The organism is Niabella beijingensis (assembly GCF_020034665.1).
In the GTDB taxonomy this organism is placed as follows: domain Bacteria; phylum Bacteroidota; class Bacteroidia; order Chitinophagales; family Chitinophagaceae; genus Niabella; species Niabella beijingensis.
In genome coordinates, this window is record NZ_JAIQDI010000001.1 from 1,460,969 (window position 1) to 1,486,951 (window position 25,983).

Consider the following 25,983-nt stretch of genomic DNA (forward strand, 5'->3'; position numbering starts at 1 on the left):
TTCTTCTGCAGGCCCTTTTTATATTACCTGGTCAGTGCTCCGGTATCAGGCTTATTTCCCCGGCCCTTTAAACCTGTAACTACCAAAACCGATCAGATAGAGTACGGCTGCTGTTAAAACCCCTGCTGCTACTCCTTTCATAGTGCCGGAGTGCACAAAGAACACCGTAAACAACGCAACAGTTGCCAGGATAACCATCATCCGGGTCCTGTTCAGCTGTAACCAGTAGTAAAGTCGTTCCATGCTCTTGGTTTTTAACTCAATAATATTAACAGGCACTACCGGCCAAACATCTCATCATCCTTATCCACACGGCTCTGGTCTTCCAACGGGTATTCCTTGCGCATGGGGAAGTAATCCATTTCATCCACATTCAATATCCGCTTGAGATTGGGATGGCCAATAAAATTGACCCCATAAAAATCATATGTTTCCCGCTCCATCCAGTTGGCCGCTGCAAAAATTCCGGTGGCCGTATATACATCCGGCTGACTGACATCCGTAAATACTTTATAGCGCACGCGTACATTCTCCCGCATATTGTGAAGATGGTACACCACGGCGATCTCCTGACCCTTATTATCCGGATAATGAACACCACAGAGGTCCGTAAGAAAATTAAATCCGAGAGAAGGTTCTTCCATCAGAAAGTTCAGCACCTTCAGGTTGATTTCCTTACCGGACCGAAAGCTCAACAAGCCGTATTGCTCTTCGAAATCCGTAACCTGGTCTCCGAATTTCGCCTCCAGCTTTTCCTTAATATATTGATTGGTCAATGCCATTATTCTAATTTGAAAACTTTTAATTTGAAAATTTGAAAATGAGGCCCGCGATCAGCAACTTCTACCAAATCCAGGCTTAACAATATCCTGTTTCACTATCAAATCATCAAATTTTCAAATTTGTTTATTGTATGCCGTAACTATCCAATAATGCTTTATACTGCTCACCATTCCTCCGGCGGAGGCTTTCCTTTCCTACCAGGTCCTGGATCCGCATCAGGCCATCCAGTATGGCTTCCGGCCGCGGAGGGCAGCCCGGCACATAGACGTCTACCGGCACTACCTGGTCGATGCCCTGCAATACGCTGTAGGTATCAAAGATCCCACCACTGCTGGCGCAGGCGCCAACGGCAATCACCCAGCGGGGCTCGGCCATTTGCAGGTACACCTGTTTCACAACAGGACCCATTTTTTTAGCAATGGTACCCATTACCATCAGCAGATCACATTGCCTCGGAGAAAAGCCAACCCGCTCACTGCCAAAGCGCGCAATATCGTAGGTAGCCCCCATCGTTGCCATAAATTCGATACCGCAGCAGGAGGTTGCAAAGGGCAGCGGCCACAGGGAGTTTTTGCGGGCCAGCCCGATGACACTGTCCAGGGTAGTAGCGAAGAAACCCTGTCCCTGATGCCCTTCCGGCATTTCTGCCATGCTGATATCGGCCTCAAGCGGTTTTTTCTTAATATTATATGATACTGGTCTCATGATGTTCAGAATTTGGAAATGGGATCAAAAGGGAGCCGTAATGATGTACCGTTTTTACAGGCATATCAGTCTTCCCATTTTAATGCACCCCGTTTTACAATGTAAATGAACCCGCACAGAAAGAAGGCCACAAACAACAATACAGCGTAAAATCCACTCCAGCCAAGCTCTTTAAAATTTACCGCATACGGGTAAAAAAAGATCACTTCCACATCAAATAATACAAAGAGGATCGCCGTGAGAAAATACTTGATGGCTATGGGCTGGCGGGCCTCCCCATGGGATTCGATCCCGCTGGCGAAGTTCTGCAGTTTATCCGCAGTCTTTCTTTTGGGGCCCAGCAGGTGGGTCACACCCATCAGGGTAACTATCATTCCTGCTGCAAATAAAATCTGTAAACCGATGGGCAGATAAGAGCCAGCAGTGTCTAAATTCGTCTGTATCGCTAAATTAACCATCTCAAATATGCAATACGCAAAAATAAGGTAACCTGTTAACAAATCCTTTTTTTCAGGCGGCTAAAACTAAAACAGCTCCGAAAAATTCCGGAGCTGTTTACATTATTAAAAAATTAACTATTGTTTCTGAGGTGCGGTACCCGAGGAATCCTTTTTAGGTGCCGTACTGGTAGTATCCTTGGCTTCTGCCGCAGTGCCACCGGTCTGGCTTTTGGCAGGGGTTTTTCCTACTGCGTCGATATATCCCTGCAGCTGTTGTTTTACACCCTGATCATCTGTATTGTCACGTGCAATGGTAAGGTATTTCACACCATTTTCCTTATCTCCGGCCACATTTACAAAATAGGTAGCCAGCGTGGTTGCCGTGGTGAACAGGTTGCTTTTAGCACCTGCAGAAGTATCTGTTTTGGAAAATTCGATCAGTTTTTCACCATCCGGAACCATTATGTTCTTGGCATTGGTGGAGTCAAAATTAGAACTGGACCGGAAGGTCATCAGGTATCCGTACGGATGTTTGTATTTTGTACGCATTACATCAAAATCCTTCCAGGCTTTTTCGTAATCCTTTGCCTGCAGGTAGGCGTTCCCTGCCAGCCAGAAATCGTTCACAGAAAGCGAAGCTTCCGGTTTTACTTCGGCGATCTTGTTCAGCATGTCGCCCTGTAATCCGAATTGTTTTTTATCCCCGAAGAATTTAGCGGCTTCCTGCAGCATTTTCACACGACCGGCCACAGTGGTATCTGCTTTCAGTCCGTCTTCGTAGGCCTGCATCACCTGGTCTTCCTTACCCGGAGTAGCTGCGTAAACAGTGGCTTTCAGGTTATAGTCCAGGGGATCCAGATCTTCCTTGTCTACCTTTTCAAAGTATTTTTCAACGAAAGGAAGAGCAGATTTAGCATCACCTTTATCTACATAACTCCATGCCAGTACTTTATAAACATTAGGTTTTGTTTGCTCTCCTGCTTTCTGAATGATACCATTGGCCACAGCAATAGCTTGGTCATACTCTTTGTTAATGTATAAGGTAGAAGCCTTGTAGTAATCATTGTTTGGATTCGGATCCGAATTTGCAATAATTTTATCTGCGATTGCCTTTGCACCTTCATTATCTCTTGTCCCAAGCTTATACAGATACAGCTCTTCGTAGGCTGGCAGATAGCCAGGATTGGCAGCTACCGCCTTATCTAAGTTCTGCTGAAACACTTCATAGTTCTTCTGCGATTTGAAGATCATCGCATTTCTTAAATATGCTTTGGCAAAGCTGGGCTCTGCGGTCACCGCATCGCTGTAGGCGCCAAATGCCAGGGTACCGTCACCGGGTTTTGCCTTACGGTAAGCATCTCCCAGGTTGGTCAGGATATCGGCTCTCAACCAGTTATTCTTTGTCTTTTCGGTTTCGGCTTTTGCCTCCTCCAGTTTCTGAACCGCATAGTTGATATCACCGATTTTATCGATATTGTTATATTCCTTGGCAATGGCCGCTCCTACTGCATTCAGGATCTCGGGATCGTTGCCTTTTCTGCCTTTGCTGGCAGTAAGCGCTGCTTCAAAACTTTGTTTTGCTTCATCCGCCTTTCCATCAATCAATTGCAGTTGGCCTTTTGCCGCCAGCAGCCAGGCATCATTGGGTTTGGCCGCCAGTGCTTTGTCCAGCGCCTGCTGGGCACCGGCTTTATCCTGATTATCAATATCTGTGCGTACCAACCAGTAGGTAGCCTCCGGTTTATCGCCCTGCTTTTCAAAAATTGCTTTTGCTCCCAGCACTTTTCCCGAGTATAATTCTTTTACACCATCCTGTATGGACTGCGCATTTGCTGCCGCTGCCCCCAGAACTGCTGTAAGTGCTAAAAGACCGATTTTTTTGTTGATCATTTTTCTAATTTTATTTTACCAGTAAATAATAGATGTTGTAAATATAAATAATCCTTTTAAGTTTTATTCTTTTGTTTGGGCCGGCCGGACGATAAAATTCCGCCGTCCCGGCATCAGGTAAGCCCTTTTAAAAATCAGCTGTCCGATCTCTCCTCCCACGAAGTCTGCAAACCCTGTGCCTAAACCTCTGTGCCCCTCTTTTAATATGTAAACCAGGTCTCTCGTCATCGGATATCGGCTGGTGTAGATATTTGCCTGCACCGGTAAGACGTATTTTCCCGGCTTATCGGTACTTTCCAGCTGCACAATTTTAACTTTTTTTAAAAAACTCATCTGCTGTGCGTCATCCTTATTCCCGATCCAGCTCACCCCAATAAAACCAATGGCATCCGGGTTATTCGCCACAAAATGGATCACCGAGTCACTGGTGCTGGCCCCCATGGCCCGGGGCGTGATCTTCTGCCCCTTCAATACGCTGTCCAGCAGGAACCGCACCGTACTGGTCGCCGACAATCCGTCCAGAACCGGCACCAGGGGTTTGCTGTAAGTACCGGTCAGGATCTGCCGGATCTCCCCCATTGTAAGCAATGTATCCCTGGAGGAGGGCGGCACGATCACCGCCACCGCATCCCTTGCCACCGGCAGCTGCTTTACCACCACATGCAGCGAGTCCACCACCGACCTTATCTGCGCTTCAGACAACTTAACAGTGGCGATCACCATCCGGATGCTGTCTGTGAACAGGTCCTTCATACACTCGGATTCCGGTTTGTATACTGCCCGGATATGTGTACTGTCATTATTGGACTCGTACACCTGGATCAATGCATCCACAATGGGTTTGAACGATTCGTCCGCACTGATGGTGATGGATCCTTTGTTGGGGGTATCCGTAAAATCCTGCGTTTTTTCATTGCCCGAAGAACAGGCGCACAGGGTGGATACGATGATACAGTTCCATATTACGAAGCGCAATATCCTCATTTCTCTATTTAAAATAATTTTTCCTGTAGCCCCTGTAAATACGCCATCCCCCATAAATCACAAACAACGCTCCCAGGAAGATATCTATTGCGTCCGGCGGGAACCGCTTATTCAAAGGGATGTCAAACCGGTGCCGTATGATCAGAAACACGCCTACACAAATAATTACCACCCCCATCGCATAATCCAGTACCGATCGCATCCCGGCAACCTGTTTGTTCCGTTGCCTTTCATAATCTTCATTTGATTTTACAGTCATATCGTTGATGAGGAGCGGCAATTTATTGATTTTTCTAATTAGATACAAAATTTTAAAATTCCATAATCCGGGATGTTAATAACCAATTAACCCCCTGTTAAAATCCCGAACTGTCTGAACTAAATGTTATTTTTATTGACTGTATGTATTTTATAAAAACCCCCTGGTGGCTGAAAAAAGTCTACACGCGTTACCTTTGGGATATCCCGGTTGCAGAAAAAAAGATTTTTTTAACATTTGATGACGGTCCGCACCCTACAGCCACGCCATTTGTACTGCAGCAATTACGGGCCTATAAGGCAAAAGCTACTTTTTTCTGCCTTGGTAAAAATGTGGTCGCAGAACAGGAGCTCTACCAAAAACTCCTGGCAGAAGGGCACCGGGTGGGCAACCATACCCATAACCACCTGAACGGCTGGAAAACGGATACCGGTACCTACCTGGAAAATATCCGGAAAGCCGCGGAAAGTATTGATTCCGGCCTGTTCCGGCCCCCTTACGGGCGCATCCGGAGAAAACAGGGCCGCCTGCTGCTGCAGGGTGGCGCCGGCCGGGCATTTAAAATAGTGATGTGGGATGTGCTGAGCGGGGATTTTGACCGGAAACTCGCACCCCGGCGATGCCTGCAGCATGTATTAAAAAGCGCGCAGAGCGGCTCGATCGTTGTCTTTCATGACAGTGAAAAGGCATTTCCCAACCTGTCGTTTGTGCTCCCCCGCATGCTGGAGCATTTTTCTGAAAAAGGATTTTTGTTTGAAGCGGTACCGCAATCATCAGTTGAATAAACAGGGCCCGGGTAAATACCCAAGCCCGATTTTTAATCCGTACCCTATGAAAACTTAGGGGTGAAGGTAGATTGTTTTCAACACTTTGTCAAAAAAATATTGGTTAATATTGCCATTTTAACAACCCATGTTCAAATCATGCTGATCGATACCCATTCCCATATATACAGTAAAGAATTTGATGCCGACCGTACAGAAATGCTCCGACGGGCTTTTGATGCCGGTATTGCTCCCATACTGATGCCGGCGATCGACAGCGAGACTCATGCGGCAATGCTGCAGCTGGAGGCGGACTATCCGGGCCGTTGCATCAGCATGATCGGCCTGCACCCGGTTTCCGTAAAAGAAGACTTCAGGGAAGAACTGAAACAGATCGAGCAGTTGCTGACCCGGCGTCCGTTTGTTGCCATCGGGGAAACGGGACTCGATTTTTACTGGGACCTTACCTTTAAAGAACAACAGGTTGCAGCCTTCGAACAACAGATCGAATGGGCCCTTGCCTACCAGCTCCCTATTGTTATCCATAGCCGGGAATCCACTGACGACTGTTTGGAAATCATCAAAAAATTCACTCCCAAAGGGTTAAAAGGTATTTTTCACTGTTTCGGTGGCACACTTACCCAGGCGCAGGCCATCACCGACCAGGGTTTTTACCTGGGTATCGGCGGCGTACTGACCTTTAAAAAATCCGGGCTGGACCAGGTTCTGAAACAATTGCCGCTGGATCAGATCGTACTGGAGACCGACGCCCCTTACCTGGCCCCGGTTCCTTTCCGCGGAAAGCGGAACGAGCCGGCCTATCTGTTGCAGGTAGCTCAAAAACTGGCTGAAGTAAAGGAGATGGACCTTGCCGGAATTGCTGCAGCTACTACGGCCAATGCAAAAAAATTATTCGCTTTATAGCTGGAGATCCCGTATTTTTGCAGCCCCAATTCAGAAAGATCGCTGTTGAAACGGGAATAAGAGATTTTTGAAAAGAACAGAATATTATTGGAGACGTGTCCGAGTGGTTGAAGGAGCACGCCTGGAAAGTGTGTATACGGGAAACTGTATCGCGAGTTCGAATCTCGCCGTCTCCGCCAAGGGGTTTCATCAGAAGCTCCTTTTTTTGTGCCCTCCTTTTTTTTCAATACAAGCGAATGTAGCCAAATATGGCAGGCCGGTACTGCCGGTTTCTCGGCGCAGATTGTTGCGCTCAATCAGTCGAACGCTGCGATCTGCTTTTTAAGTTTTGCCAGTCGCCCTGACCAAATCCGGAACAACATAAACAGGAAAATCAATGGTACAATTATTATAAAAATATATTTTTTACCATTCAGGCCCAATCCGTAAGTAAAAAAGACCAACAACCCCGTCATAAACAAAACCCGGGAAATAATGGATACGATGGCATAGACCCTCATTTTGACAAGGTAATGTTCCAGGGATTCCCTTATCGTTTTGCCGTCTACAAGATACTTTACAAACCGGTATCCCATAATATTATGAATAAACGGCATCAAAACCGCAATGATAAGTATCAGGTTAATCCATACCGGCTTCAGGTGTCCGTCAAACATAGTATAATAACACAGCAGAAAAACAGACCACCCTGCTATTTCCAGCGTCAGCTGCTTCCTGATCTCTTTTAAAACAGGATGTCTGTTTTCCGCCAGCATCGCCCGGATCGCTTCAATGGATTTTACGGGTGTTTTCACTGCATCCCAGTTATGTTTTAATTCATCAAATTCCATTTCTATTTTATTAATAATTTTTGAATTTTATTTTTTATCCTGTTGAGCTTTACGCCCACATAATTTTCATTTATTCCGATTATATCTGCTATTTGCTGATAAGTCAATTCTTCCAGATACAATGTTATAATCGCTTTTTCACCATCATCCAGTTGTTTCAGGGCAACGAATAGGCGCTCCTGCCGTTGTTCCAGTTCCTCGCTGGGTACTTCTTCGTACCAATCGGGTAAAACAGCCGGATATTCAACTGCTGGTCTTTTTTTACGAAATACTGCTATTGCTGTATTCAATGCAATACGATAGATCCAGGTACTTATTTTAGAATTGCCCTGAAAAGTGGGAAACGCTTTCCAAAGCTGAAAAACAATTTCCTGAAACAGGTCTTCCCGGTCTTCCTTGCTGTCTCTGTATAAGTTACAGATCTTATGAAGGATTCCCTGATGTGCTTCGATATGCTCTAAAAACTGTACTTGCACCATTGCCTGTTTGTGATTAAGATAGTACCCGGTCCCGGTTAGTTCGTGGATACATGTTTTATTTCCATCCTGTTAAGTAGTTCAACGAAAAAACGGACAGGTATCACCCTGCTCCGGGGTTATGAAAATTACTTAAAATAGTCACTGAGCAGAACGTGATCTTTCCCCCCCGGTTTTGCATCAGTAGAAAAATCATTTAAAAACTTACAGCGTTATCAAATAATTTTTTATGTAAGTTTTTAAAACAATCCGCAACTGATATATAAAAATGATAAAAGCACTCCTTATTGGTCTTATTGCAATTTTTTTTACAGTCGCCTGTACCAGGGAATCCTCTCCCGATGGAAGGGCACAAGTCCGGGATGAACACATTCAAAAAGAAATCGACCGTTTAAAAAATCAAAACAGCGCAATTCTTGATAGCATTGCGGCACTTCGGAAGACACTGGATGGTACTCGACGCAAATAATATGATTTGTATCATAACCCATATTTGGAGGATTTCGCAGGCTTTTTATTGATCGTAACCCGCACTCCTGCTGCTTTCCGGCAACCGGGCTGCACTCTATCCTTCCTGTAGGCTGCTTTTTCATACAGATTATTCTTCCGATATTGGGAAAATTTTTTACGCATTGGAGGCAGCAGGCTACATATGCTCTTTATTGATAGGCGTTTCGCTGGGCCTGATCGGCAGTGGTGGATCCATCCTGGCGATCCCGATACTGGTCTATTTTTTCGGGCTGACACCCGAACATGCCACCACGCATTCGCTGTTTATCGTGGGTATCACTGCCGCCGTTGCCGTAACCCGGCATCACCGCCTGGGCAATCTCAAAATCAAAGCGGCACTGTATTTTGCCATTCCATCCATTATCAGCCTGGTGCTGAGCCGCAAATACCTGCTGCCGGCATTGCCGGAAATTATTGCAGACCACGGAATACGGATCACCAAGCATATGCTGATGATGGTGTTGTTTTCCGTTCTGATGCTGGCGGCTTCGGTTTCGATGATCCGTAAAAGCGGGAACCTACGCTCCGGTCAGGCTTCAGCGGGCCGTTTGATGGTACTGGGACTTTTCATAGGAGTGGTGGCCGGTTTTCTTGGAGCAGGCGGAGGTTTCCTCATCGTTCCGGTGCTGATCTTTTACGGGGGAATGACGATGCGTTATGCGGTTGCCACTTCGCTGCTGATCATTACGATCAATTCACTAAGCGGTTTTATTGCCGACCTGCTGAACCAGGTGGCTTTTGATAAACGGCTGCTGGTAACCGTTGCTTCGACTGCAATGGCCGGGATGTTTGGCGGCCTGTATCTTTCCACCCGCATCGACGGAAAAAAGCTGCAACCCCTGTTTGGCTATTTTGTATTTGCAATGGGGCTTTTCATCCTGGCAAGAGAGCTGTTCTTCCCCAGCTGACCGTGCTGCAAAAAAGGCCATCAATGTTTCCACCTGCAATAAAACAAAAGTGCCATCCGGAACAGGTTCAGGCTGGCACTTCACATTGGCTGCAGGCGTTACGCCTCGTCAGGCCAGTTGTTCCGATAAGTTGAATCATTCAGCTTTATTTCCTTGGCGCTCAGCTGCATGGATATCTGCATGGGAAAGTCACCATCGTGATTATATTCTTCCTGGTAATCGATGCAATGGGCGTCCGAAAATTTCAGCGTTTTCAGTTTACTCATGCTGTCCCGCCGGTAAAAAGTCACTTCACCGCTTTTTGTTTGTGTAGAACTGATCATCCAGTCGAACAGATTGGTGTTGCCATTACTTTCAATAGTAATGTCAATGACTCCTCCCATGGGAATGGAGGTAGGGCGGTTGGTGCGGTCCGTTTCCTGAGAAAACCGGAAACGACAGCTAAGCACGGTTAACTCCTCGCCATCGGCCGTAAATTTTGCTAGAAATGACATAGATAATTATTTAAATAACCCGACCCTTTTGTGGACCGGGTTATGATTCCATTAGAGATAAAAGCTCAATCAGCTCAGTGTGTAGCAACCGGTATTAAACCGCCCACTGATTTACGTGAGAAGCGTTACCCATTGAGATTTCTTTTGCAGAAATGGTAAACGTTTCCGTGATAGGGTTATCACTGGTGGAGTTGAAGTTTTCGCGATACTGTACAAGGTATCCTTCTTTGAAGTTCAATTCCTTCATGGTTGCGTCTGAATCTCTCTTAGTAAAAACGATCTTGCCGTCTTTTCTTTCGAAATTGTTACACATCCACTCGAAGAAATTAGTTTCACCGGTTGATTCAACGGTCATCGTGATCTTTCCGCCACGGGTGATCGATGAAGGACGGCCGGTTGCGTCCGTTTCCTGATTCAAAGCGTAGTTCATGTCAAGAACGTTTACTTTCTTGCCAGCTACTTCGAATTGTGCTTTAAATGACATAACTGTACATTTTTTAGGTTAAAAAATAAAAAGTATAAAAACTATAAATAAAAAAAACGTACTCAGGGCCACAACACATTCTCCGCTCCGCTGCATTCCTGTGTTGTATGCCGGTTTTGTTCCCCTCTGGTAGCTCCTCAAAATCTCTTGCAACTTTTACTTTCCGTCCTGTTCGTATTTCGACATCCATTCTACGCCATCAGGGTCATCGCCCTTCTGGCCTTCCAGCTTAATCAGGAACGTTTTTGCCGGGAAATAGGGCTTCAGGTGTATATCCAGGTGGATCCGGTCCTTCTGTACCGGGTCCTGCTCAAATCTTTTAATCGTAAAATTTTCGATGAGCTTGCTCGGACCGGTAATCCCATCCAGGAATTTAACGATCTGCGAGTTCAGCTCTTTCCGCGTATTGGCATTGAAATTCTCAAATGCCCTCCGGTTCAGGAAATCCATCATCACCTTGGCCACATAATCAAATACCCGTACTACCGAATAGGTTTGTAAACCGATATTATCCCCGTTGAAAAGCGTTTTGGCAGAAAAGGCCATTACCTTTCCATATTCCTTTGCCATCGGAACCAGTCCCAGCTTTTCCAGTGAGGCGATCTCACTTTTCTTCAGATCAAATTTCACCCCATCCACCTCATTCATACTTCCGTATTTTTTACCGGCAGTAACCTGAGACATCAGGGTGTAATAGATCTTTCCTGCCAACGAACTGGAAGGTGGAACATACAGGTGCTCTTCTTCTCCCACAGCATCCACCTTGCCCCGGCCTACCAGCCAGTTGCAGGCCATAATGATATTGGAGCGATAAGGATCTCCGCCGGTAAGATTGGCCGCTTCAAACAGCTCCATCACATCATCCGGTGTATCGAGGTTCTCGAAATCCGTCACCAGCATTACTTTATTATCATGGGCGATCTTTGCCCATTTTTCCACCACCTTGTTGGAACCCAGGTAACCGGGCAATACCAGTATCCCATAGTTGTTCCGCAGGTCCAGGCGGTCGTAGTTATTTACCAGTTCGGCCTGAACATAATCGATAAAGCGGGTGTTGTCCAGGTCTTTTAGCTGGTCCAGCTCCGCATTCATTATGGAAATATTTTTTACCTTCTGGCTTTCGGTATTTTTAAAGAACAATGCCACCGACCGGTACGAACGTTCCAGTTCCTGGCTGCGTTCCAGCGATTTTTTCAGGTTCGACTTAAGCGTTGCTTCAGCTGTCTGGGCCTTTTGCTCACAGTCGTGCACCATTTCACTCAGATCATCGGTTTTACCCAGTACTTCCACCCACCATTCCAGGGTCTTTTTCAATTCTGCACGGTCCGCTTTCTTGGAAGATTCTTCCAGGAAGATCTTTTTCCGGGCCTTACGTTCGGGGTTCAGGTTCTGTACATTGTCGATCGCAGATTCCAGCAGATCAAAACCACCCAGCCGCGTCAGCGCCTGTAGATGGGAATCCAGTGAACCCAGCTCCTTTACCTCCGGCTGTTTAAACTCTTTTTGCACACCTTGTTCTTCCGGGGTAAGATTATTTTGAGCAGTTGCCATATATATTATTCAAAAGATAAATCAATAGAAGTTATTATTTAGAGCCGTCCAGTTCCTGCACCAGCACTTTCAGCGCGGCCAGCAGGTTCTCCTTTGTTTCTTTATCAGCCAGTGCCTGTTTCAGCAGCTTGTTGGTCTTTAACTGCTTTACAATTTTCTGATATTGCTGACGTTTCATATCCAGCTCACTCAGGTAAGTGCTCTGATGAGTAATGCCGGCGGCTCCAAAATCATTCAGTCCCCTGAAATGCAGGTCTTCCCTTTTTGTAGCGCCCTCTTCCGTTTCAAAGTCCATGGAAACAGAGGGTGCAAAATGATTGAACACTGCGTCAATATTGGTAAGTCCCTGTACAATCTCGGGTTTTACGGGGGGCAGGTCTGTCAATTTTTCGGCTAATAAAACGCGGTTCTGAGGTATATCTGCAAAAGCTTCAAACGCATCTGTTTTCACTTCTGTACCACCAATACCATAAGGTTCTAAAGGCATAGCTACTAATTTTACAGGTCTAAAAATCTTATTCTTTTTCTTTCAAGCACCTCTCAAAATATTTCAAGTCGGCTTCGGACCTCGTTTGACGTATTTTTCTTGAGTCAGCTCCTCTCAAAAATAATGATAAATTTCAAAACAAATCTAAAAAATAAATACTATCCGGTAATAAATAATTATTAAATATACCCGGAAATAGCGATGCTTGAGCGAGATCAATATTTGAGCCAACACCCTGATTTCCGATCCGTTATGTCAGATTTTCCCAAATCAGCTCCTCTTTATCGATATGCAGCTTTGCATGGGAGCCGGGCTGCAGTTCCCCGGAAATGATCTTTTTCGACAGGGGCCTGCGGATCTGCGACCGGATGACCCCGTGCAGCGGGCGGGCACCGTATTCCGGCGTGAAGCCCATCAGGGCCAGCTTTTTCTTTGCTTCCGGTGTGATCTCAATGCGGATCTGCTGTTTTTCAAGCGCCGCATACAGCGATTTGAGATGAATATCGAGGATCCGCTCCACCATCTGCTCTTTCATGGGTGCAAACGGAACGATCTCTGTAAGACGACCCAGGAACTCAGGACGGAAATGATTGCTCATAATGTTCAGCAGGCTCACCGGGTCCGGCGGGGCCTGGGTGGTATTAAATGAATCCACCACATGCCGGCTGCCGATATTGGAGGTAAAAATAACCAGCGCATTGGAGAAGTCTCCTTCCTTTCCCAGCTTGTCGTGGATCTTGCCCTCATCCATCAGCTGGAGAAAGATATCAAATACGGACTGGTGGGCTTTTTCGATTTCATCGAACAGCACCACCGAATAGGGTTGCTGGCGGATCTTATTGACCAGCAGGCCGCCCTCCTCATACCCAACATAGCCCGGAGGTGCTCCGTACAGCAGGGCTGCGGAATGTTCTTCCTTAAATTCCGACATATCGAACCGGATGATATTCGTCTCATCCTGGAAAAGGAAATCGGCCAGCGATTTGGCCAGCTCCGTTTTACCGGTACCAGTCGGCCCCAGGAAGAAAAAGGACCCGATGGGCTGTCCGGGTTTCCCCAAACCGGAACGGGACTCCAGTATCGACTCACTGATGATCTTGATGGCATGATCCTGGCCCACCACCCGCTGCTGCAGGATCTCTTCTATATTCAGGAGCCGCTCTTTTTCCTGGGCCTGGATCTTACCCAGCGGGATGCCGGTCTTGTCGGCCACGATGGAGATAACATCATGTTTATCCAGTTGGGTACGGTCCTGCTCCACCAGTGGTTTCAGTGTTTCATAAACCGTATCCAGATAAGCTGTGATCGCTTCCGCAGTTTTCATTTCCATCGGGTTTTCCGATGTGGGAACAGCGCTCCAGATCACCGGGCTCATACCATTTTTTAATTGCTGGTAATGCCATTGGTATTCGGACAGTTCGGTTGGCGCTTCCGCTGCGGTTTTTAATCCTTCATATTCTGCTTTACGACTTTCCAGCAGCGGCGATCCGGTATCTTTTACCAGGCGCAGGGCAGCCATGGACCGGTCGGCCAGGTCAATGGCTGCATCCGGCAGCCGCCGGTCTTTGATGTAGCGTTTTGCCAGGCGGATCGCTTCCTGCAGGGTCTCGTCAGGGGCGCTGATCTTATGGTGGGCCTCATACAGGGGCATTACCACCTTCATCATACGGAAAGCTGCAACAGCCCCCGGCTCTTCTACCGTCAGTGTTTCAAACCGGCGCGCAAAGGCTTCATCCCGTTCAAAATTTTTGCGGTATTCGTCAATGGTGGTAGCCCCGATAATGGTAATGGCGCCCTTTGCCAGCTCGGGCTTCAGCAGGTTGGCTGCTCCGGAAAAGGGACCATTCTTGTCCAGCAGCACATGTATCTCATCTATAAATAAGATCCCTTTTTCAAATTGTTTGATCTCGTTAAGAACCGATTTCAGCCGTTCTTCTGTTTCTCCTTTATAGGAAGCGCCTGCAGCCATTGCCCCGTTGTTCAGTTCGAACACACGGGCATTCTTTAAGAATGCCGGCACCTGCCCTTCTTTGATCGCAATGGCAAACCCGTCCACCAGCGCGGTTTTTCCCACTCCGGGCTCACCGATCAAAAGCACATTGGGCTTGGTACGCCGACTCAGGATCTCCGCCATCATGCGCACTTCCTGTTCCCTGCCGATGATGGGATCCAGTTTACCCTCGGCAGCCATCATTGTTTTATCGATACCGTATTTCTGTAATGCCTGCTTGTTTCCTCCCGCCGGCGCTTCCCCGGCCTGGGTGGCATTTTTTACTTCATGAAGCAATTGCGCCCCGGCCGCAGAAACCGTAGCCAGATCGATGACCTGCTGGCGCTGAACGGGGAATGTTTTCAACTGGTCGAAAGAAAAGGCGATGCCCGGGGTGCTGATGGAAGCCAGTACATGGATCGGTTCTATAGCATCATCGCCGGTTTGCAGACGGATATTGTCTGCATCCTCGAGAATGGCGGTAACATCATCCGCCGGTGGGATATCGTCTTTTAATGTGGTTGATTTCGGGCTGGATTCAATACGCACATCCGCCCAGTCGGCCAGGTAGTATACATCCACATCGGCCTGCACTAATACGGGATCCAGTTCCACATCCTTATGCAGCAAGGCTTTCAGCAGGTGTGCTGCCGAGTAACTGTTGTGCATATTTTCTTTGGCAATAGCTTTGGCGATATGTGTTGCCTTTTCAAGCGTTTTTGAAAATTGCATTTTGGTTTGTTGATTTTAAAGATTGTTTACAGATCCCTCCAGGACATTCCCAGCATTCCCGTTTTCACTTTTGCGATCACATCAATTTTATTGACACAATTGTTTTGCTTGTTCTTATAAAGCGTGGTGGTCAATGACAGCTTATCCCCTTTTTTAACCCCGGCCACTTTTTCAAAAAACTGCTGGAATGTAGTGGCTTTCCCGTTGAGGATAACGGTCGTGTTCATATTCCCCTCACAAAAGTATTTACTAAATGTGGAAATCGGCCGTTTTCCGCCTGCAGAATTCCGGAGCATCTGGTTGAAATCGGCGGCGGCCACATCCGGGTACATCACTACTGGTTCGGGTACCTGGGGCTGGGCCTGGGGTTGCTGAGGCTTGGGATTCAGCTGATCGGGCAGCGGAGCAGTCTGCGGATCATCATTCACACGGGGACGAATGATCGGCCCGGGTGTTCCTGCCGTTGCCCGCGGCACTTCGGCGGCGGCCTTCGGGTTTACAAATATCTTTCTTACCAGCGGGGTCTTCAGGTTGCCGTTGATCACTACAGAAATCGTTTTCCATCCGGGTGTTTTATAAGTATAGTATTGATTCCTCAGGGTTCCATCCACATTGGCCGTTTCTCCGAAACGCCATTCCCAGCTGGTCGCCCGGGAAGAGGTATCCGTAAAAAGAACGGGGGCATCCACTTCCGCCGTAGCCGGCATAATCACTTTTGCAATCAATGTAGAATCAATGATTTCCGGCGCCTCGTTTATGGTAATGGTCTTGTATTCCACACATTTCCCGTCCACTGTGAGCACGATCGTATAATTACCCGGACTGTCAAATGAATGCAGCGACGATCCCACCTCCGTGATGCTCCGCTGGTTATCGCCGAAATCCCAGTGCAGCCGTTTAAAATTCTTCACATCGGTTTCAAAGCGCACAATAGTACCCACCCGCAGATCGTTTCCGATGGTCTTGATATTAAAATCCGTACAGGGTTTATAATTTTTAAAGCGAACTACAAATGCCAGTGAAGCAAGGATGCATACTGCCAGCAATGTAATGATCACATTGTCATCCAGGCGAAAAACCATAAACTGTTTCTTCTGCATAGGAAGGATTTTGCGATTTTTAGTAGTTTTTATAAAAGTTTTTTACTTTAAAACTTAATTTTGCCTCATGTTACCACGAAAAATAGTTGGCGCCTTGTTAATCACTCTTATTGTATCCGGCTGCACCCTTTTTAAAAAACCTGTAGCCCATGATTACAGCACCTCTCTTTATATAAACAACAGCACAAATAAAGACAGCAATAATACCCGCGCAACAACCGCAGCCAATAAGAATGGTGCGGCCGGCGCAAGCACCCTGTCGCGGTCCGATTCACTTCTCAAAACCAAATACGCTTATTATTTACAGGTGCCGGCCGACAGCATCACCAACCTGAAACTCTACCGGTTTATTGATGAATGGCTGAATACTCCTTACCAGTGGGGCGGAACTACCAAAAGAGGTATTGACTGTTCTGCTTTAATGCAGCGCCTGCTGGCCGAGGTATACGAGATCTATATTCCCAGGACCTCCTATCAGCAATACTTTACCGAAAACGTGGAGCGTTTTGCACGCTGGGAATCACTGGCAGAGGGCGACCTGATCTTTTTCAAGACCATTCCCGGCAACCCCATCACCCATGTGGGTCTATACCTGGGCAACGGCCGGTTTGTAAACTCTGCATCCCGCGGGGTTACCATAGAAAGCCTGCGGAAACCCTACTGGGCCACACGGTATGTGGCATCCGGACGGCTGATCGTGAACAAATCCAGAAAAGTGGCAAAAAATTAAGTCAAAGAGCGAACCCTGTTCTAACGGGGCGTTGTTAATAAATTATTCATCTGGGTCCTGCATTCTGTAAGATCCCTGCTCAGTTGCGCATTTTCGGACTTGAGCTTCTCTACTTCTGTAGGCATGTCACCGATATCGGTTATTTTATTGGTAGCTTCCAGGTAGCGTTGAAATACATCGATCACATTTGTATTCAGGCGTGAATACATACTGCTGTCCTTATACTGCAGGTTGTTCAGGGTGCGGATCTTTTCCATCACCAGGGAGTTCAGATAGGCCTTTTGCGCACCTGGTTTCCGCAGCGAATCGATCAGCACCTTTGTTTCATCCATTGTTTGTACAAACCGGTCCTGTGCAGCCTCCTGCAGTTTAAAATTATTCAGTTGCTGGCGCATCATACGATTGTCCTTTGTGGGCACTGCCGTATCAAAATAAAATGCCAGCAACACCAGCCCCACCGCTAAAATAAACAGAAACAAAAATTTCCAGAAAGCCTGCTGGCGCTCCTTTGCATTGATAACTATTTGCGACATGTTCTTTTATTTTTTAATTGCTGTTACAAATCGGATCAGTCGGCCAGGAAGAATCCGCGTTTCCTTGCCTGTACCTCTTCTTCGGGTATCACCAGTTTTTCCTTTACAAAAATTCCTGTTTCCTTTTTCTTGCCGATATAATCCAGCGCTGCCAGGTTGGTAAACAACTGCAGGATCAGCGCACAGAACTTCACATTCTTATCAATGCCCTGGCGGATATTGAGATGATCGTAGCGGTAATTGGTGATCTCGGTGATCTCATCTTCCAGCTCTCCCTGGTTCACGTTGCACCACTCGGTAAAGTAATTGATCATCTCTTCTTTTGCAGAACCGATATAGATGTCTATCGCATTTTTTATGGTGCGGGCCAAACCGGAAACGGCAGATACCAGGTTCACCGGAGGGCCGTATAAAACATCATGACGATAGCTGCCGTATACCTGTGAAATATAGAACAGCACCTGCTCACTCAGCTGGCGCACCGGATCGATCAGCTCGTTCTGCTGGTTTTTCTGAAGGATCTTTTGAAGGATCTGGAGGGCATTCAGTTCCATCCGTCCAAAAAACTGTTCTGTCTCCGCATGATGCTGTACCAGGCTTTCATGACTGTTGACTGCGGTACAGGGGGGCAGGTAGTCCTCTTCCAGCGACACGGTCTGATCGCGGATGATCACTTTACCCACGGGCAGCTGAAAGGCGCCCAGTGTATTCAGTGAGGTTTCTGATACCGGAAGCAGCGACACGCCGAAGGCCGGTTCGGTAAAGGGAAGACGGATGGGCTGTTCTTCCGGGTTGGCGGCGCCGGACGGAACCGGGTTATAAGGATCCAGCGAGAGGATCACATAATACGCTTCCGATTTCCCCTGTAATTCTTTAAACGGAACACTCAGCCCGGGGATCTTTGCACTCAGTGGACTGGCATTATCGGTTGAATCGGTATCCAGCCGGATCACGTAACCGCCGCGTGTGATAGCGGTGCATGACAGGATGCGTACATTCACATGCTGCATATTGTCCACACTTACCCATATCCGCGGAGCCTCAATGGCAGTGCTGATGGGCAGCAGCCCATAATTGTGATCATTCAGGAAAACGCTGTTGCTCAGTGCCTGCTGAAATACAGCAGCATTGTGCTGGGCTATGAAATGATTCTTGTTGATCTTCATTCCGTTTACCCAATTCACGGGTTTGTATTCTTGTGTGCGATTCATATCTTTTTGAATTTATCAGGACACCCTGGAACAGATGATAATATCATTTTCTCTGACCTTATTGATAAATATCGTTCTTTCAGGATCTATATATTTTGTAAACAAGGTATACCATTTGGGCTTTTTGAAAAAGATCCATCCCGAAGGTGCTCCTTTTTCATTGATATAAGCGATGCTGGAGCTGGGATGCCGTTCATTGTAATCGTTGATGAAATAATAGAACAGTTCGCCAAACTCCATATCCACCGGCGCTTTTGCCCGGAAATTCGTAAAATGTTTATCCGCTCCTTTTTTGTGAAACTCAAAACTGATCACCAGCAGGTTCCGCAGCTTTTTTTCATCTACTTCGGCCACTTCCATATGAGCAGGGTAATACCATTGCTTGAGGATCTTGAAAGGAATGGCAACAGCCTGCCGGTAGGTGTAATAAACAATCAGAGGTATAAAGAAGATAACCCCCGCCGTTGCCATGGTTACATCCATATGATCCTTGCGGAACAGCCGGTAGGTCATCATAAAACACAGCCCCCCGATAAACATAATGGCGAGTGTCAGAAAGACTTCCGCCCAGTATGTTTTTTCATTCACCCATTTAAGGCGGGTATGCAGTGTGTACACATGCAGGATACCGAGGCTCAGAAAAAAGAGCTGAAAAAGAAGAAACTGCTGCGTATTGCTTTCAAGAAAACGGAACCAGGACAACAGCCCGATGAGCGCAAACCCTGCAGCATATAGCAGGATATAATACACGGTAGGCTTGGTAAAAGGCTTAAAGCTGCCCCGTATCTTCGAAACAATCAGCCCCATTATTACGGACATGCTGATAAAGCTTACCCCCAGGTAAGGCAACGCCGATTTCAACGATGGTGAAAACCAGTTTTCCATTTATGTCTCTGTGTTGTTCCTGTATTAAAAAAATTAAAAAACCATTTACATAATTGACGAATAGCCAAGGATCACTTCGCTGTCCTCATCAAAAGACATTTCGCCAGCCTGTTGCGCCACCAGGATCTCCACTTCAATATCGGCCTCCACCGGTGCAAAGTAATCATTAAAGGTCTGGATCAGGATGTCCTTTTCCTTATTGTTTATGAAGTCGCTCACTTTGTTGTGCTTCAGGGGTCCGATCCGGTATTGCAGCACCGGGTAGTCTTCCATGAATTCTGCTCCGCACACCATCGCATCCCCCAGGGCGGCCCCTCCCAGTCCGGCTCCCGCACCCAATCCGTCTGCGGCTTCCACGTGAATCAGTTCCGGCTCTTTCCGGATGATCTGTACCGGTTCGTTCAGCAGCGCTTTCAGACAGGATTCCATAACCGGAAGATTGCCGCTGATCTGATGCGCATAGGGCAACAACAGCAAAAATGAAGCCGCTTCATATATTTTAAAAGAGGGCGGCAATCCCCAGAAGTCCAGGAAATACCGGGTAAGTATCTTACTTTTCAGGATGTCCAGCAGGTTGATCTCTTCTTTTTCAAGCATCAGCTGCTGGTAAAAAAATTCATTTTCAAAAGGCTGAAAGAATTTCCGGGTCTCGGTTTCCTTTGCCTGGTTTTTTTTGTAGCGGTCAATCATCTCCGCCACACCGGAACGTTGCCGGAATTCATTGGTTTCCGGCTGATGAAACAGCGCTTCCGGCAGCATATCATAAAATCCGGGACGTGATAATCTTATTTCAAGGAACATCCGGTACCAGTCGTCCTCAATTACACTGGCACCAAAAATGTCTTTTACGAATTCCCGGTAAAAGTACCCGTTGTTGTGCGTCACATATCCCTGCCCGGGAAATCCGTTCTCTATGGCATGGTTCAGCAGCACCTCGGCTTTTACGTCGGTGTCGCGCTCCTGTAACAGTTTCCACAGGTATTGTATCTTTTCCTCTTTCTTCATAATTAAATCCCCGGGGCTTCTTTTATAAACACCCGGTAGGGTATAAAGGCCATGGACCGCTCTGTTAACTGCAGCGCCAGTTCCTTTTCCCATTGCGCCACTTCTCCTTTTTCCTGCGCCTCTATAAATTCTTTCCGCTTTATGGCAACCGTAACATCAATGGTCTTCATAAAGCCTTTGGTGGTTTCTGCCGAAACCATAAATCCTTTTTCCACTGTTACCTCCTGTACCATGTCGCCCAGGAAGAGCCGGCAATACAAGGCAATATCATTACGGCTCATCACCCGGTCCTTCGACAGCAGGGCATATTTATAGGCCACCACGCTGTCCGACTGGCTGAGCCGGTTCTTGCCGCTTTGCGTATTGGTGAGCAGGAAAACGGAAGAATGATTGACCGATCCGGTCTTATAAGGCTGCAGGCGCGTACCGGGTCTTAACCCGTTGGCCGCATATCCGTTGGTACTCCAGTATTGTATATACAGGAATTTGGCATTGCTTTGCCGGGCACTGCGCACCATGAGATAGGGCGTGTATGCCGACTGGTTGGAGGTATGTGCCCCCACCAGCTGTTCGATTTTTGTAATGGATTGCTGCAGGCTTTTGATCTCCTGCGAAATCAGGTCCTTTCCCAGCTTTGAAAATGCGGCACTCTCATCCCGCAATAACTGAACAAGATTCTCCACCACAACGGTTGCATCACGTTCATCAAAACGGCCCGCACCACCATTGCGTAAAAGAATATTGATCTTATCCTGTTCTTCTTCGGTATTCTGACGGGTGTGTAAAAAACGGCCGGTTTCATCCGTGATCTCTGCCAGGTCATAGAACTGTTCGTCGTCCGTAAGCAGCGGGATCACGTTGATCATTTCCTGAATGCGGTAAGTGATCTCATGCAACCTCCGGTTCACTACAGGAAAACAGTTTGCAAATACACTCACATCTTCCAGCATGGTACTGGTGATATTCTCCGGAAACGCGATCCGGATCCAGCACAGCGGTTCATTGATCCCCTGCAGCGTCTTGCTTCCGAACACCGCCTTCACCGCTTCGGGGATCCCGTCTGCTGCTGCGGTGTAACGCTGGGTAGCAGGATCCTTAATGCTTATGAACGATTCTTCATACAGCTCGTTCACCATTTTTATGTAGCGCGATGTAGCGCTGGCCTCCTGCTGGATGAGCTGTGCAGCATACCAGTCGGGACTCGTATTTGATGTTACATTATATCCCTTGCGGGTATAAAGCGGATGGCCGTTCACCTCCCATGCCGCATGCTTCAACTGGTTGTAAAATACGGCGCGGTTCACTTCGCTCCGGTATTGAAAATAAAACTGGGTATTGTTCAGGTTCAGCTCCCTGTGGTCCATGGCGATCCAGAGTGTGGATGCCGGTAACCACTGCTGCTCTTCCGCCAGTCCGATCAGTTCTTTGGTAACGCCCCCGGGGTACCGGTAAATTTTATTTCCGGTAGCGGCATACCGCACGCGTGATTTGTTAATGGTGAACTGATCTGTGGGTGTAAAAAAGATATCGGTGCTTTTGGGGGTTTCCGCATTGGTATCCCGCACCGTTTGTGTAATAAAGAATTGTTCTTTTACAGATAACGTAGCGGTCTCTTCCAGGCTGTTGGCATTTAAAATGGCCGAAGCCAGCCGCGGACCGGTTAATACATCGGGGGCCAGCAGCTGAACGATCCGGTCCATTACCCGGTTGCGCGAGTGATAGATCTCATTGGAAAGCCGCTCCAGCTCTGCCGCATTTACAGACAATAGTAAACTTACCAGCGGATCAAAGCTCGATGCCTCTTCTGTTTCGGGGTATCCCCAGATCCTTGCCGCATTCTGCAGCATCCTGTTTCTGATATGTTCCCTGCTTTCATTCATGGTGGTCCTTTAATTATATGCCAGCGGGCTGATGAAAAAACCATCCCGATACGTGATCGGCTCATTGGTAGCGGCAATTACCGCTGTAATGGCAAATTCGAGTCTCCGCTTCATCCGGGGATCGCCACCGGAGGGGTTTTCCTCCTGGTGCACATTCATTTCAATCTTTACTTTTTCAATCCTTCTCTCAAAACGGCTGATGGTTTTGCCCAGGGAAAGCAATATCTTTTCTTTCTGCCTGTTCCGGTAAGAAACATTATCAAAATCTTCTTCCCAGAGCTTATTCCCGAATTGTTCGTCGCTCAGCAGCTCTCCGAATGCCGTGGTCAGCATCAGGTGCAGGTGATGGGCAATGGATTCCTTCAATGAGCATTTCTTCAACTCCTTCTTGCTCACGATCTTCTCCAGTTCCAGTGGTAACTTATAATATTGATGTAACATGCCTGACGTTCAAAAGGATCGTTGTATAGTTGTGATCTAGATATTGCGATTTGCCAGGCTCAAAAGATATTTTCTTGATAGGTAAACACGCGGAATAGCTGTCCTCTTCCAAAGCAAATATGATTTTTTTTTCCAGATTTTCCCAGTTTTGCCAAAGGTTTTTGAAAAATTACCTGTTTCTAAGTACCTCTTTCCTCCCTTATCTGCCGGCCTGCAGCTATTCTTCCAGCGGCTGCAGGTCCTCCTCCTTCACCCAGCCGGTGAGCTTGTAGTCCGGGTTTGCAATACTTTGAAAAACAGCATAATAGAAATTTCTGTATTTTTTTGAAACGGTTATTTTATTCCCTTTTGTCAGGTATTCATTCGTGCGCACCTGGTTTTGGGGATCTTTAAAAAAATAGGCTTTATCTGCCGCCACGATAAACCTGCCGCTGATATCGCTTACCGTTCCTTCCGGGGCCACCGCAACCTTCTCCGTTGCCGGCGGCATATTAATGAGCCATACAACTGATGCGGCGATCACCAGCAGGCAAAGGATCATCAGCGGCAGGCGGTAACTGTTTTTGGGAGCCGGAACCTGCTGCCGGGCCTTTTTCAGGTCCCGCTCTGCCTTCAGGTACTCCTGCTTGGCGTTCAGGTAAGCAGGCAACTGCTCATTGATTGCCGCCAGTGCGGCTGTTTCGGCATCTGCCTCTTCTGTTTCCTCAGCAACCGGTTCGGGCGCTGCATCGGCTTCAGCGCCGGGTGTTTCACCAGGTCCGGATGCCGTTTCCCCAGGCTCCGGTGCCGGCTGCTGTTCGGGCCGCGATGCGGATTCCCTGAAATTTCTTCCGGCAGCCCGCCGGTGTTCATCATACACCTGGTCGTATTCGGCCCGTAATTGCGGGTCGCTCAGCACCTCAAATGCTTCGATGATCTTTTTTGACCAGTCTTCGAAATATACATCTCCTACATTCTTATCGGGATGAAATTTCAAGATCAGTTTCCGGTAGGCCGTTTTTATCTGCTCGTCCGTTGCGGAGCGCGGCACACCCAGTGTTTCGTAAAAATTCTTTAATGTCCCTGCCATTTTTAGATGTCTTTCCAGCTCTGAACCTTTTTTTGAAAAATCCGGACCTCCGTTTCTTTATCCTGTTCCCCGTTTTCCGGCTGCGTGTACACCCAGGTAGCAGCTTCTCCATTACCATCCCCGGTACGGGCAGGGTTGCCCCAGGCCATCAGCAGGAATTCCGCAGGCATGCCAACGGAAACCTCACCCTCGCGGATCTCCCGGGTATATTTTTTATCAAACGATTGCTCAATGATTTCAAACAGTTGTGTTTCCAGCTTTTCATAGACCGCTTGTTTTTCCTGCACACCTGCAGCAAGACTTTCAGTAGCGGCTGCCGGCGGTTCCGTCGGTGACGGCTTATTCAGAAACAGGAAAACGAGAAATCCGGCGGTTATGGCGATAATTATTATTGGTATAAGGACCATAGGATCTTTCGGATGATTATGACAGATTAATTACCCTTGCAGGCATCCAAAGATAATAGCAATGCTGCAAAAAAAAAATAGTTTGGCCAGCGATAAAAATCGAAAAAAAATTTTTATTTGTTAAAATATTTAGTAATTTGCACTAAAATTATTAGCCATGTCAGTTGCCAATAAAAATCTGAAGTACCTGAGAAAGCTCAGAGGATTGACACAGGATGAGTTTGCGAACAAACTGCATATTAAGCGTTCGCTTCTCGGTGCTTACGAAGAAGGCCGTGCTGAACCCCGCCTTGAAGTACTGGAGACCGTTTCCGATCTTTTCAAACTTACACTTGATGAACTGCTGAGAAAAGATCTGAGCGAAACCACCGAAAATTACCTGGCCAAACGGCGTGCGATCAAGCTCTCAGACACAGCAGCCAAAATACCGTTTGTTCCCGTAAAAGCAGCAGCCGGTTATCTGAATGGCTATGCTGACCATGAATTTATTGATGAGCTGAATACATTTACCCTTCCCATGGTATCCGGTGGTAATTACCGGGCCTTTGAAATTTCGGGGGATTCCATGCTGCCCACACCCAGCGGCTCCATTATTGTAGGCGAAAAAGTGGAGGCGATGGATCATGTAAAAAACAACACCGCCTGCATTGTGGTATCGAAAAATGACGGCATCGTATACAAACGGGTACAAAAGAACGGAAAGACAAAAAACAAGCTCATGCTGATGAGCGATAATCCTACTTTTCAACCTTATTCGATCAGTTCTGAAGATGTATTGGAAATGTGGGAGGCTCAGTTTATCATTTCCAAGACCAATACCCTTCAAAGCTGGAATGTAGGCCAGCTGGTAAATATTGTAGCCGATCTTCAGCAGGAAGTTGCAGGCATGAAGAAGAAAATTAACTGAACCGATTTAGAAAAACACCCCCATTTCCCACGGGCCTGCTGTTTCCCGGCGGGCCCTTTTTAAAACGGATCCCGGACCGGAGTACCAGGGATCAATGGGAAACAGGAAACAGACGGACCAGCAACCCACTCTTACAGCCTTCTTTATCCCACAGGGTTCAATCACCTGATCGCCCTTAGTCGCCCCTCCGTACTTTCTTCCGGCCGGACTTTAACTCGCTTTTGCGCTTTTTATTATTTATGCGTTGTTCTACAACCGCCCGGGGGATCCTCGTAGCAATACGGGCCTTCTTTTTCTGCAGTGCGCCGCTGATCAGTGTATTGATCTTTTCTATCGCCGCGGCCTTGTTCTCCAGCTGTGTCCGGTACTCCTGTGATCGTACCTGCAGGCAGCCACCGGACTGTATGCGGTTATGTAATTTTGCTGTGATGAGGTCCTTTTGCGCCGGAGTAAGAAGGGCTGATTGCCGTACATGAAAAAGGGCTATTACTGCGGTTTCTACCTTATTCACATTTTGTCCGCCCTTTCCGCCACTCCGCGTTGTCTGGAACAACAGCTCTTTTGAAACATCCATGCTCTTTTTCTTTATGAATCTATAAAACTA

The 25,983-nt window shown here is 47.2% G+C and carries 29 protein-coding genes, 1 tRNA gene and 1 pseudogene; 7 read left to right on the forward strand and 24 right to left on the reverse strand.

The window, feature by feature from the left end:
• Nucleotides 1-51: 51 nt before the first annotated feature.
• The 7 genes from K7B07_RS06120 to K7B07_RS06150 form a co-directional block, all read right to left on the reverse strand.
• Nucleotides 52-243, reverse strand: a complete 192-nt coding sequence (locus K7B07_RS06120; protein ID WP_223708268.1) for a hypothetical protein — start codon at nt 241-243, stop codon at nt 52-54.
• A gap of 35 nt (nt 244-278) precedes the next feature.
• Entirely contained in the window at nt 279-782 is a 504-nt protein-coding gene (locus tag K7B07_RS06125; protein ID WP_223708269.1) for an NADH-quinone oxidoreductase subunit C, read from the reverse strand.
• Nucleotides 783-906: 124 nt separating this feature from the next.
• Nucleotides 907-1,488, reverse strand: coding sequence for an NADH-quinone oxidoreductase subunit B (locus K7B07_RS06130; protein ID WP_223708270.1), 582 nt, complete (start codon nt 1,486-1,488; stop codon nt 907-909).
• A gap of 65 nt (nt 1,489-1,553) precedes the next feature.
• Nucleotides 1,554-1,862 (reverse strand): NADH-quinone oxidoreductase subunit A, encoded by a 309-nt coding sequence (locus K7B07_RS06135; RefSeq protein ID WP_223708272.1) that lies wholly within the window; start codon nt 1,860-1,862, stop codon nt 1,554-1,556.
• 201 nt (nt 1,863-2,063) lie between these two features.
• Nucleotides 2,064-3,818, reverse strand: a complete 1,755-nt coding sequence (locus tag K7B07_RS06140) for a tetratricopeptide repeat protein (RefSeq protein WP_223708274.1) — start codon at nt 3,816-3,818, stop codon at nt 2,064-2,066.
• Nucleotides 3,819-3,881: 63 nt separating this feature from the next.
• Nucleotides 3,882-4,802, reverse strand: coding sequence for a PstS family phosphate ABC transporter substrate-binding protein (locus K7B07_RS06145; protein WP_223708275.1), 921 nt, complete (start codon nt 4,800-4,802; stop codon nt 3,882-3,884).
• Nucleotides 4,803-4,806: 4 nt separating this feature from the next.
• Complete coding sequence (locus K7B07_RS06150) at nt 4,807-5,061, reverse strand: hypothetical protein (protein ID WP_223708276.1); 255 nt, start codon at nt 5,059-5,061, stop codon at nt 4,807-4,809.
• Between the two features lie 143 nt (nt 5,062-5,204).
• Here K7B07_RS06150 and K7B07_RS06155 point away from each other — a divergent pair, with 143 nt between their 5' ends.
• From K7B07_RS06155 to K7B07_RS06165, 3 genes are all read left to right on the forward strand, one after another.
• Nucleotides 5,205-5,846: a polysaccharide deacetylase family protein gene (locus K7B07_RS06155; RefSeq protein ID WP_223708277.1), complete on the forward strand. Its 642-nt coding sequence runs from the start codon at nt 5,205-5,207 to the stop codon at nt 5,844-5,846.
• A gap of 138 nt (nt 5,847-5,984) precedes the next feature.
• On the forward strand, nt 5,985-6,749 hold the full coding sequence (locus K7B07_RS06160; protein WP_223708278.1) for a TatD family hydrolase: 765 nt from the start codon (nt 5,985-5,987) through the stop codon (nt 6,747-6,749).
• An 89-nt stretch (nt 6,750-6,838) separates the two neighbouring features.
• A tRNA-Ser gene (locus K7B07_RS06165) sits at nt 6,839-6,928 on the forward strand.
• Nucleotides 6,929-7,045: 117 nt separating this feature from the next.
• Here K7B07_RS06165 and K7B07_RS06170 read toward each other — a convergent pair.
• Nucleotides 7,046-7,579, reverse strand: a complete 534-nt coding sequence (locus tag K7B07_RS06170) for a hypothetical protein (protein ID WP_223708279.1) — start codon at nt 7,577-7,579, stop codon at nt 7,046-7,048.
• A gap of 2 nt (nt 7,580-7,581) precedes the next feature.
• Nucleotides 7,582-8,058 (reverse strand): RNA polymerase sigma factor, encoded by a 477-nt coding sequence (locus K7B07_RS06175; RefSeq protein WP_223708280.1) that lies wholly within the window; start codon nt 8,056-8,058, stop codon nt 7,582-7,584.
• Between the two features lie 265 nt (nt 8,059-8,323).
• Here K7B07_RS06175 and K7B07_RS06180 point away from each other — a divergent pair, with 265 nt between their 5' ends.
• Nucleotides 8,324-8,524: a hypothetical protein gene (locus K7B07_RS06180; protein ID WP_223708281.1), complete on the forward strand. Its 201-nt coding sequence runs from the start codon at nt 8,324-8,326 to the stop codon at nt 8,522-8,524.
• A gap of 193 nt (nt 8,525-8,717) precedes the next feature.
• Nucleotides 8,718-9,473, forward strand: a complete 756-nt coding sequence (locus K7B07_RS06185) for a sulfite exporter TauE/SafE family protein (protein WP_223708282.1) — start codon at nt 8,718-8,720, stop codon at nt 9,471-9,473.
• 98 nt (nt 9,474-9,571) lie between these two features.
• Here K7B07_RS06185 and tssD (K7B07_RS06190) read toward each other — a convergent pair whose 3' ends face one another.
• The 6 genes from tssD (K7B07_RS06190) to K7B07_RS06215 form a co-directional block, all read right to left on the reverse strand.
• A complete protein-coding gene (tssD, locus tag K7B07_RS06190; protein WP_223708283.1) occupies nt 9,572-9,967 on the reverse strand; it encodes a type VI secretion system tube protein TssD in 396 nt (131 codons plus the stop codon).
• Nucleotides 9,968-10,061: 94 nt separating this feature from the next.
• Entirely contained in the window at nt 10,062-10,451 is a 390-nt protein-coding gene (gene tssD, locus K7B07_RS06195) for a type VI secretion system tube protein TssD (RefSeq protein ID WP_223708284.1), read from the reverse strand.
• A gap of 156 nt (nt 10,452-10,607) precedes the next feature.
• The gene (locus K7B07_RS06200) at nt 10,608-12,002 is read right to left on the reverse strand and encodes a DUF5458 family protein (protein ID WP_223708285.1); all 1,395 of its coding nucleotides are present in this window, start codon (nt 12,000-12,002) and stop codon (nt 10,608-10,610) included.
• A gap of 34 nt (nt 12,003-12,036) precedes the next feature.
• Nucleotides 12,037-12,489, reverse strand: a complete 453-nt coding sequence (locus K7B07_RS06205; protein ID WP_223708286.1) for a type VI secretion system contractile sheath small subunit — start codon at nt 12,487-12,489, stop codon at nt 12,037-12,039.
• 250 nt (nt 12,490-12,739) lie between these two features.
• Nucleotides 12,740-15,211, reverse strand: a complete 2,472-nt coding sequence (locus K7B07_RS06210) for an ATP-dependent Clp protease ATP-binding subunit (RefSeq protein ID WP_223708287.1) — start codon at nt 15,209-15,211, stop codon at nt 12,740-12,742.
• Between the two features lie 26 nt (nt 15,212-15,237).
• Entirely contained in the window at nt 15,238-16,311 is a 1,074-nt protein-coding gene (locus K7B07_RS06215; RefSeq protein ID WP_223708288.1) for a PKD domain-containing protein, read from the reverse strand.
• A 67-nt stretch (nt 16,312-16,378) separates the two neighbouring features.
• On the opposite strand from K7B07_RS06215, the gene K7B07_RS06220 reads away from it, so the two are divergent.
• Nucleotides 16,379-17,041: a C40 family peptidase gene (locus K7B07_RS06220; protein WP_223708289.1), complete on the forward strand. Its 663-nt coding sequence runs from the start codon at nt 16,379-16,381 to the stop codon at nt 17,039-17,041.
• 20 nt (nt 17,042-17,061) lie between these two features.
• Here K7B07_RS06220 and tssO read toward each other — a convergent pair whose 3' ends face one another.
• The 8 genes from tssO to K7B07_RS06260 all read right to left on the reverse strand — a co-directional run bounded on the left by tssO (nt 17,062) and on the right by K7B07_RS06260 (nt 24,472).
• Entirely contained in the window at nt 17,062-17,574 is a 513-nt protein-coding gene (tssO, locus tag K7B07_RS06225; protein WP_223708290.1) for a type VI secretion system TssO, read from the reverse strand.
• Nucleotides 17,575-17,609: 35 nt separating this feature from the next.
• Nucleotides 17,610-18,785: a hypothetical protein gene (locus K7B07_RS06230; protein ID WP_223708292.1), complete on the reverse strand. Its 1,176-nt coding sequence runs from the start codon at nt 18,783-18,785 to the stop codon at nt 17,610-17,612.
• Nucleotides 18,786-18,800: 15 nt separating this feature from the next.
• Entirely contained in the window at nt 18,801-19,670 is an 870-nt protein-coding gene (locus tag K7B07_RS06235) for a TssN family type VI secretion system protein (RefSeq protein WP_223708294.1), read from the reverse strand.
• 45 nt (nt 19,671-19,715) lie between these two features.
• Nucleotides 19,716-20,675, reverse strand: a complete 960-nt coding sequence (locus tag K7B07_RS06240) for a type VI secretion system baseplate subunit TssG (RefSeq protein WP_223708296.1) — start codon at nt 20,673-20,675, stop codon at nt 19,716-19,718.
• Nucleotides 20,676-20,677: 2 nt separating this feature from the next.
• Nucleotides 20,678-22,555, reverse strand: a complete 1,878-nt coding sequence (locus tag K7B07_RS06245; RefSeq protein ID WP_223708298.1) for a hypothetical protein — start codon at nt 22,553-22,555, stop codon at nt 20,678-20,680.
• Between the two features lie 9 nt (nt 22,556-22,564).
• Nucleotides 22,565-22,996 (reverse strand): GPW/gp25 family protein, encoded by a 432-nt coding sequence (locus tag K7B07_RS06250; RefSeq protein ID WP_223708300.1) that lies wholly within the window; start codon nt 22,994-22,996, stop codon nt 22,565-22,567.
• A gap of 217 nt (nt 22,997-23,213) precedes the next feature.
• Nucleotides 23,214-24,065 (reverse strand): J domain-containing protein, encoded by an 852-nt coding sequence (locus K7B07_RS06255; protein WP_223708302.1) that lies wholly within the window; start codon nt 24,063-24,065, stop codon nt 23,214-23,216.
• 2 nt (nt 24,066-24,067) lie between these two features.
• On the reverse strand, nt 24,068-24,472 hold the full coding sequence (locus K7B07_RS06260) for a hypothetical protein (protein ID WP_223708304.1): 405 nt from the start codon (nt 24,470-24,472) through the stop codon (nt 24,068-24,070).
• A 157-nt stretch (nt 24,473-24,629) separates the two neighbouring features.
• Between K7B07_RS06260 and K7B07_RS06265 the strand changes: the two genes are divergently transcribed.
• Nucleotides 24,630-25,379: an XRE family transcriptional regulator gene (locus tag K7B07_RS06265; RefSeq protein WP_223708306.1), complete on the forward strand. Its 750-nt coding sequence runs from the start codon at nt 24,630-24,632 to the stop codon at nt 25,377-25,379.
• 175 nt (nt 25,380-25,554) lie between these two features.
• Here the strand turns inward: K7B07_RS06265 and arfB are convergent.
• Nucleotides 25,555-25,941: pseudogene (gene arfB / locus K7B07_RS06270) on the reverse strand (alternative ribosome rescue aminoacyl-tRNA hydrolase ArfB); the annotation flags it as partial.
• Nucleotides 25,942-25,983 lie beyond the last annotated feature (42 nt).

What these genes read in the sequence shown, in the direction of transcription:
- tssD (WP_223708283.1), bottom strand. Translation starts at nt 9,967, where the DNA reads ATGTCATTTCTAGCAAAATTTACGGCCGATGGCGAGGAGTTAACCGTG.
- K7B07_RS06240 (WP_223708296.1), bottom strand. Translation starts at nt 20,675, where the DNA reads ATGAAGAAAGAGGAAAAGATACAATACCTGTGGAAACTGTTACAGGAG.
- K7B07_RS06150 (WP_223708276.1), bottom strand. Translation starts at nt 5,061, where the DNA reads ATGACTGTAAAATCAAATGAAGATTATGAAAGGCAACGGAACAAACAG.
- K7B07_RS06180 (WP_223708281.1), top strand. Translation starts at nt 8,324, where the DNA reads ATGATAAAAGCACTCCTTATTGGTCTTATTGCAATTTTTTTTACAGTC.
- K7B07_RS06145 (WP_223708275.1), bottom strand. Translation starts at nt 4,802, where the DNA reads ATGAGGATATTGCGCTTCGTAATATGGAACTGTATCATCGTATCCACC.
- K7B07_RS06130 (WP_223708270.1), bottom strand. Translation starts at nt 1,488, where the DNA reads ATGAGACCAGTATCATATAATATTAAGAAAAAACCGCTTGAGGCCGAT.
- K7B07_RS06235 (WP_223708294.1), bottom strand. Translation starts at nt 19,670, where the DNA reads ATGGAAAACTGGTTTTCACCATCGTTGAAATCGGCGTTGCCTTACCTG.
- K7B07_RS06140 (WP_223708274.1), bottom strand. Translation starts at nt 3,818, where the DNA reads ATGATCAACAAAAAAATCGGTCTTTTAGCACTTACAGCAGTTCTGGGG.
- K7B07_RS06200 (WP_223708285.1), bottom strand. Translation starts at nt 12,002, where the DNA reads ATGGCAACTGCTCAAAATAATCTTACCCCGGAAGAACAAGGTGTGCAA.
- K7B07_RS06135 (WP_223708272.1), bottom strand. Translation starts at nt 1,862, where the DNA reads ATGATAGTTACCCTGATGGGTGTGACCCACCTGCTGGGCCCCAAAAGA.
- K7B07_RS06160 (WP_223708278.1), top strand. Translation starts at nt 5,985, where the DNA reads ATGCTGATCGATACCCATTCCCATATATACAGTAAAGAATTTGATGCC.
- K7B07_RS06170 (WP_223708279.1), bottom strand. Translation starts at nt 7,579, where the DNA reads ATGGAATTTGATGAATTAAAACATAACTGGGATGCAGTGAAAACACCC.
- K7B07_RS06220 (WP_223708289.1), top strand. Translation starts at nt 16,379, where the DNA reads ATGTTACCACGAAAAATAGTTGGCGCCTTGTTAATCACTCTTATTGTA.
- K7B07_RS06250 (WP_223708300.1), bottom strand. Translation starts at nt 22,996, where the DNA reads ATGTTACATCAATATTATAAGTTACCACTGGAACTGGAGAAGATCGTG.
- tssO (WP_223708290.1), bottom strand. Translation starts at nt 17,574, where the DNA reads ATGTCGCAAATAGTTATCAATGCAAAGGAGCGCCAGCAGGCTTTCTGG.
- K7B07_RS06230 (WP_223708292.1), bottom strand. Translation starts at nt 18,785, where the DNA reads ATGAATCGCACACAAGAATACAAACCCGTGAATTGGGTAAACGGAATG.
- K7B07_RS06205 (WP_223708286.1), bottom strand. Translation starts at nt 12,489, where the DNA reads ATGCCTTTAGAACCTTATGGTATTGGTGGTACAGAAGTGAAAACAGAT.
- K7B07_RS06125 (WP_223708269.1), bottom strand. Translation starts at nt 782, where the DNA reads ATGGCATTGACCAATCAATATATTAAGGAAAAGCTGGAGGCGAAATTC.
- tssD (WP_223708284.1), bottom strand. Translation starts at nt 10,451, where the DNA reads ATGTCATTTAAAGCACAATTCGAAGTAGCTGGCAAGAAAGTAAACGTT.
- K7B07_RS06210 (WP_223708287.1), bottom strand. Translation starts at nt 15,211, where the DNA reads ATGCAATTTTCAAAAACGCTTGAAAAGGCAACACATATCGCCAAAGCT.
- K7B07_RS06260 (WP_223708304.1), bottom strand. Translation starts at nt 24,472, where the DNA reads ATGGTCCTTATACCAATAATAATTATCGCCATAACCGCCGGATTTCTC.
- K7B07_RS06175 (WP_223708280.1), bottom strand. Translation starts at nt 8,058, where the DNA reads ATGGTGCAAGTACAGTTTTTAGAGCATATCGAAGCACATCAGGGAATC.
- K7B07_RS06245 (WP_223708298.1), bottom strand. Translation starts at nt 22,555, where the DNA reads ATGAATGAAAGCAGGGAACATATCAGAAACAGGATGCTGCAGAATGCG.
- K7B07_RS06120 (WP_223708268.1), bottom strand. Translation starts at nt 243, where the DNA reads ATGGAACGACTTTACTACTGGTTACAGCTGAACAGGACCCGGATGATG.
- K7B07_RS06265 (WP_223708306.1), top strand. Translation starts at nt 24,630, where the DNA reads ATGTCAGTTGCCAATAAAAATCTGAAGTACCTGAGAAAGCTCAGAGGA.
- K7B07_RS06215 (WP_223708288.1), bottom strand. Translation starts at nt 16,311, where the DNA reads ATGCAGAAGAAACAGTTTATGGTTTTTCGCCTGGATGACAATGTGATC.
- K7B07_RS06255 (WP_223708302.1), bottom strand. Translation starts at nt 24,065, where the DNA reads ATGGCAGGGACATTAAAGAATTTTTACGAAACACTGGGTGTGCCGCGC.
- K7B07_RS06155 (WP_223708277.1), top strand. Translation starts at nt 5,205, where the DNA reads ATGTATTTTATAAAAACCCCCTGGTGGCTGAAAAAAGTCTACACGCGT.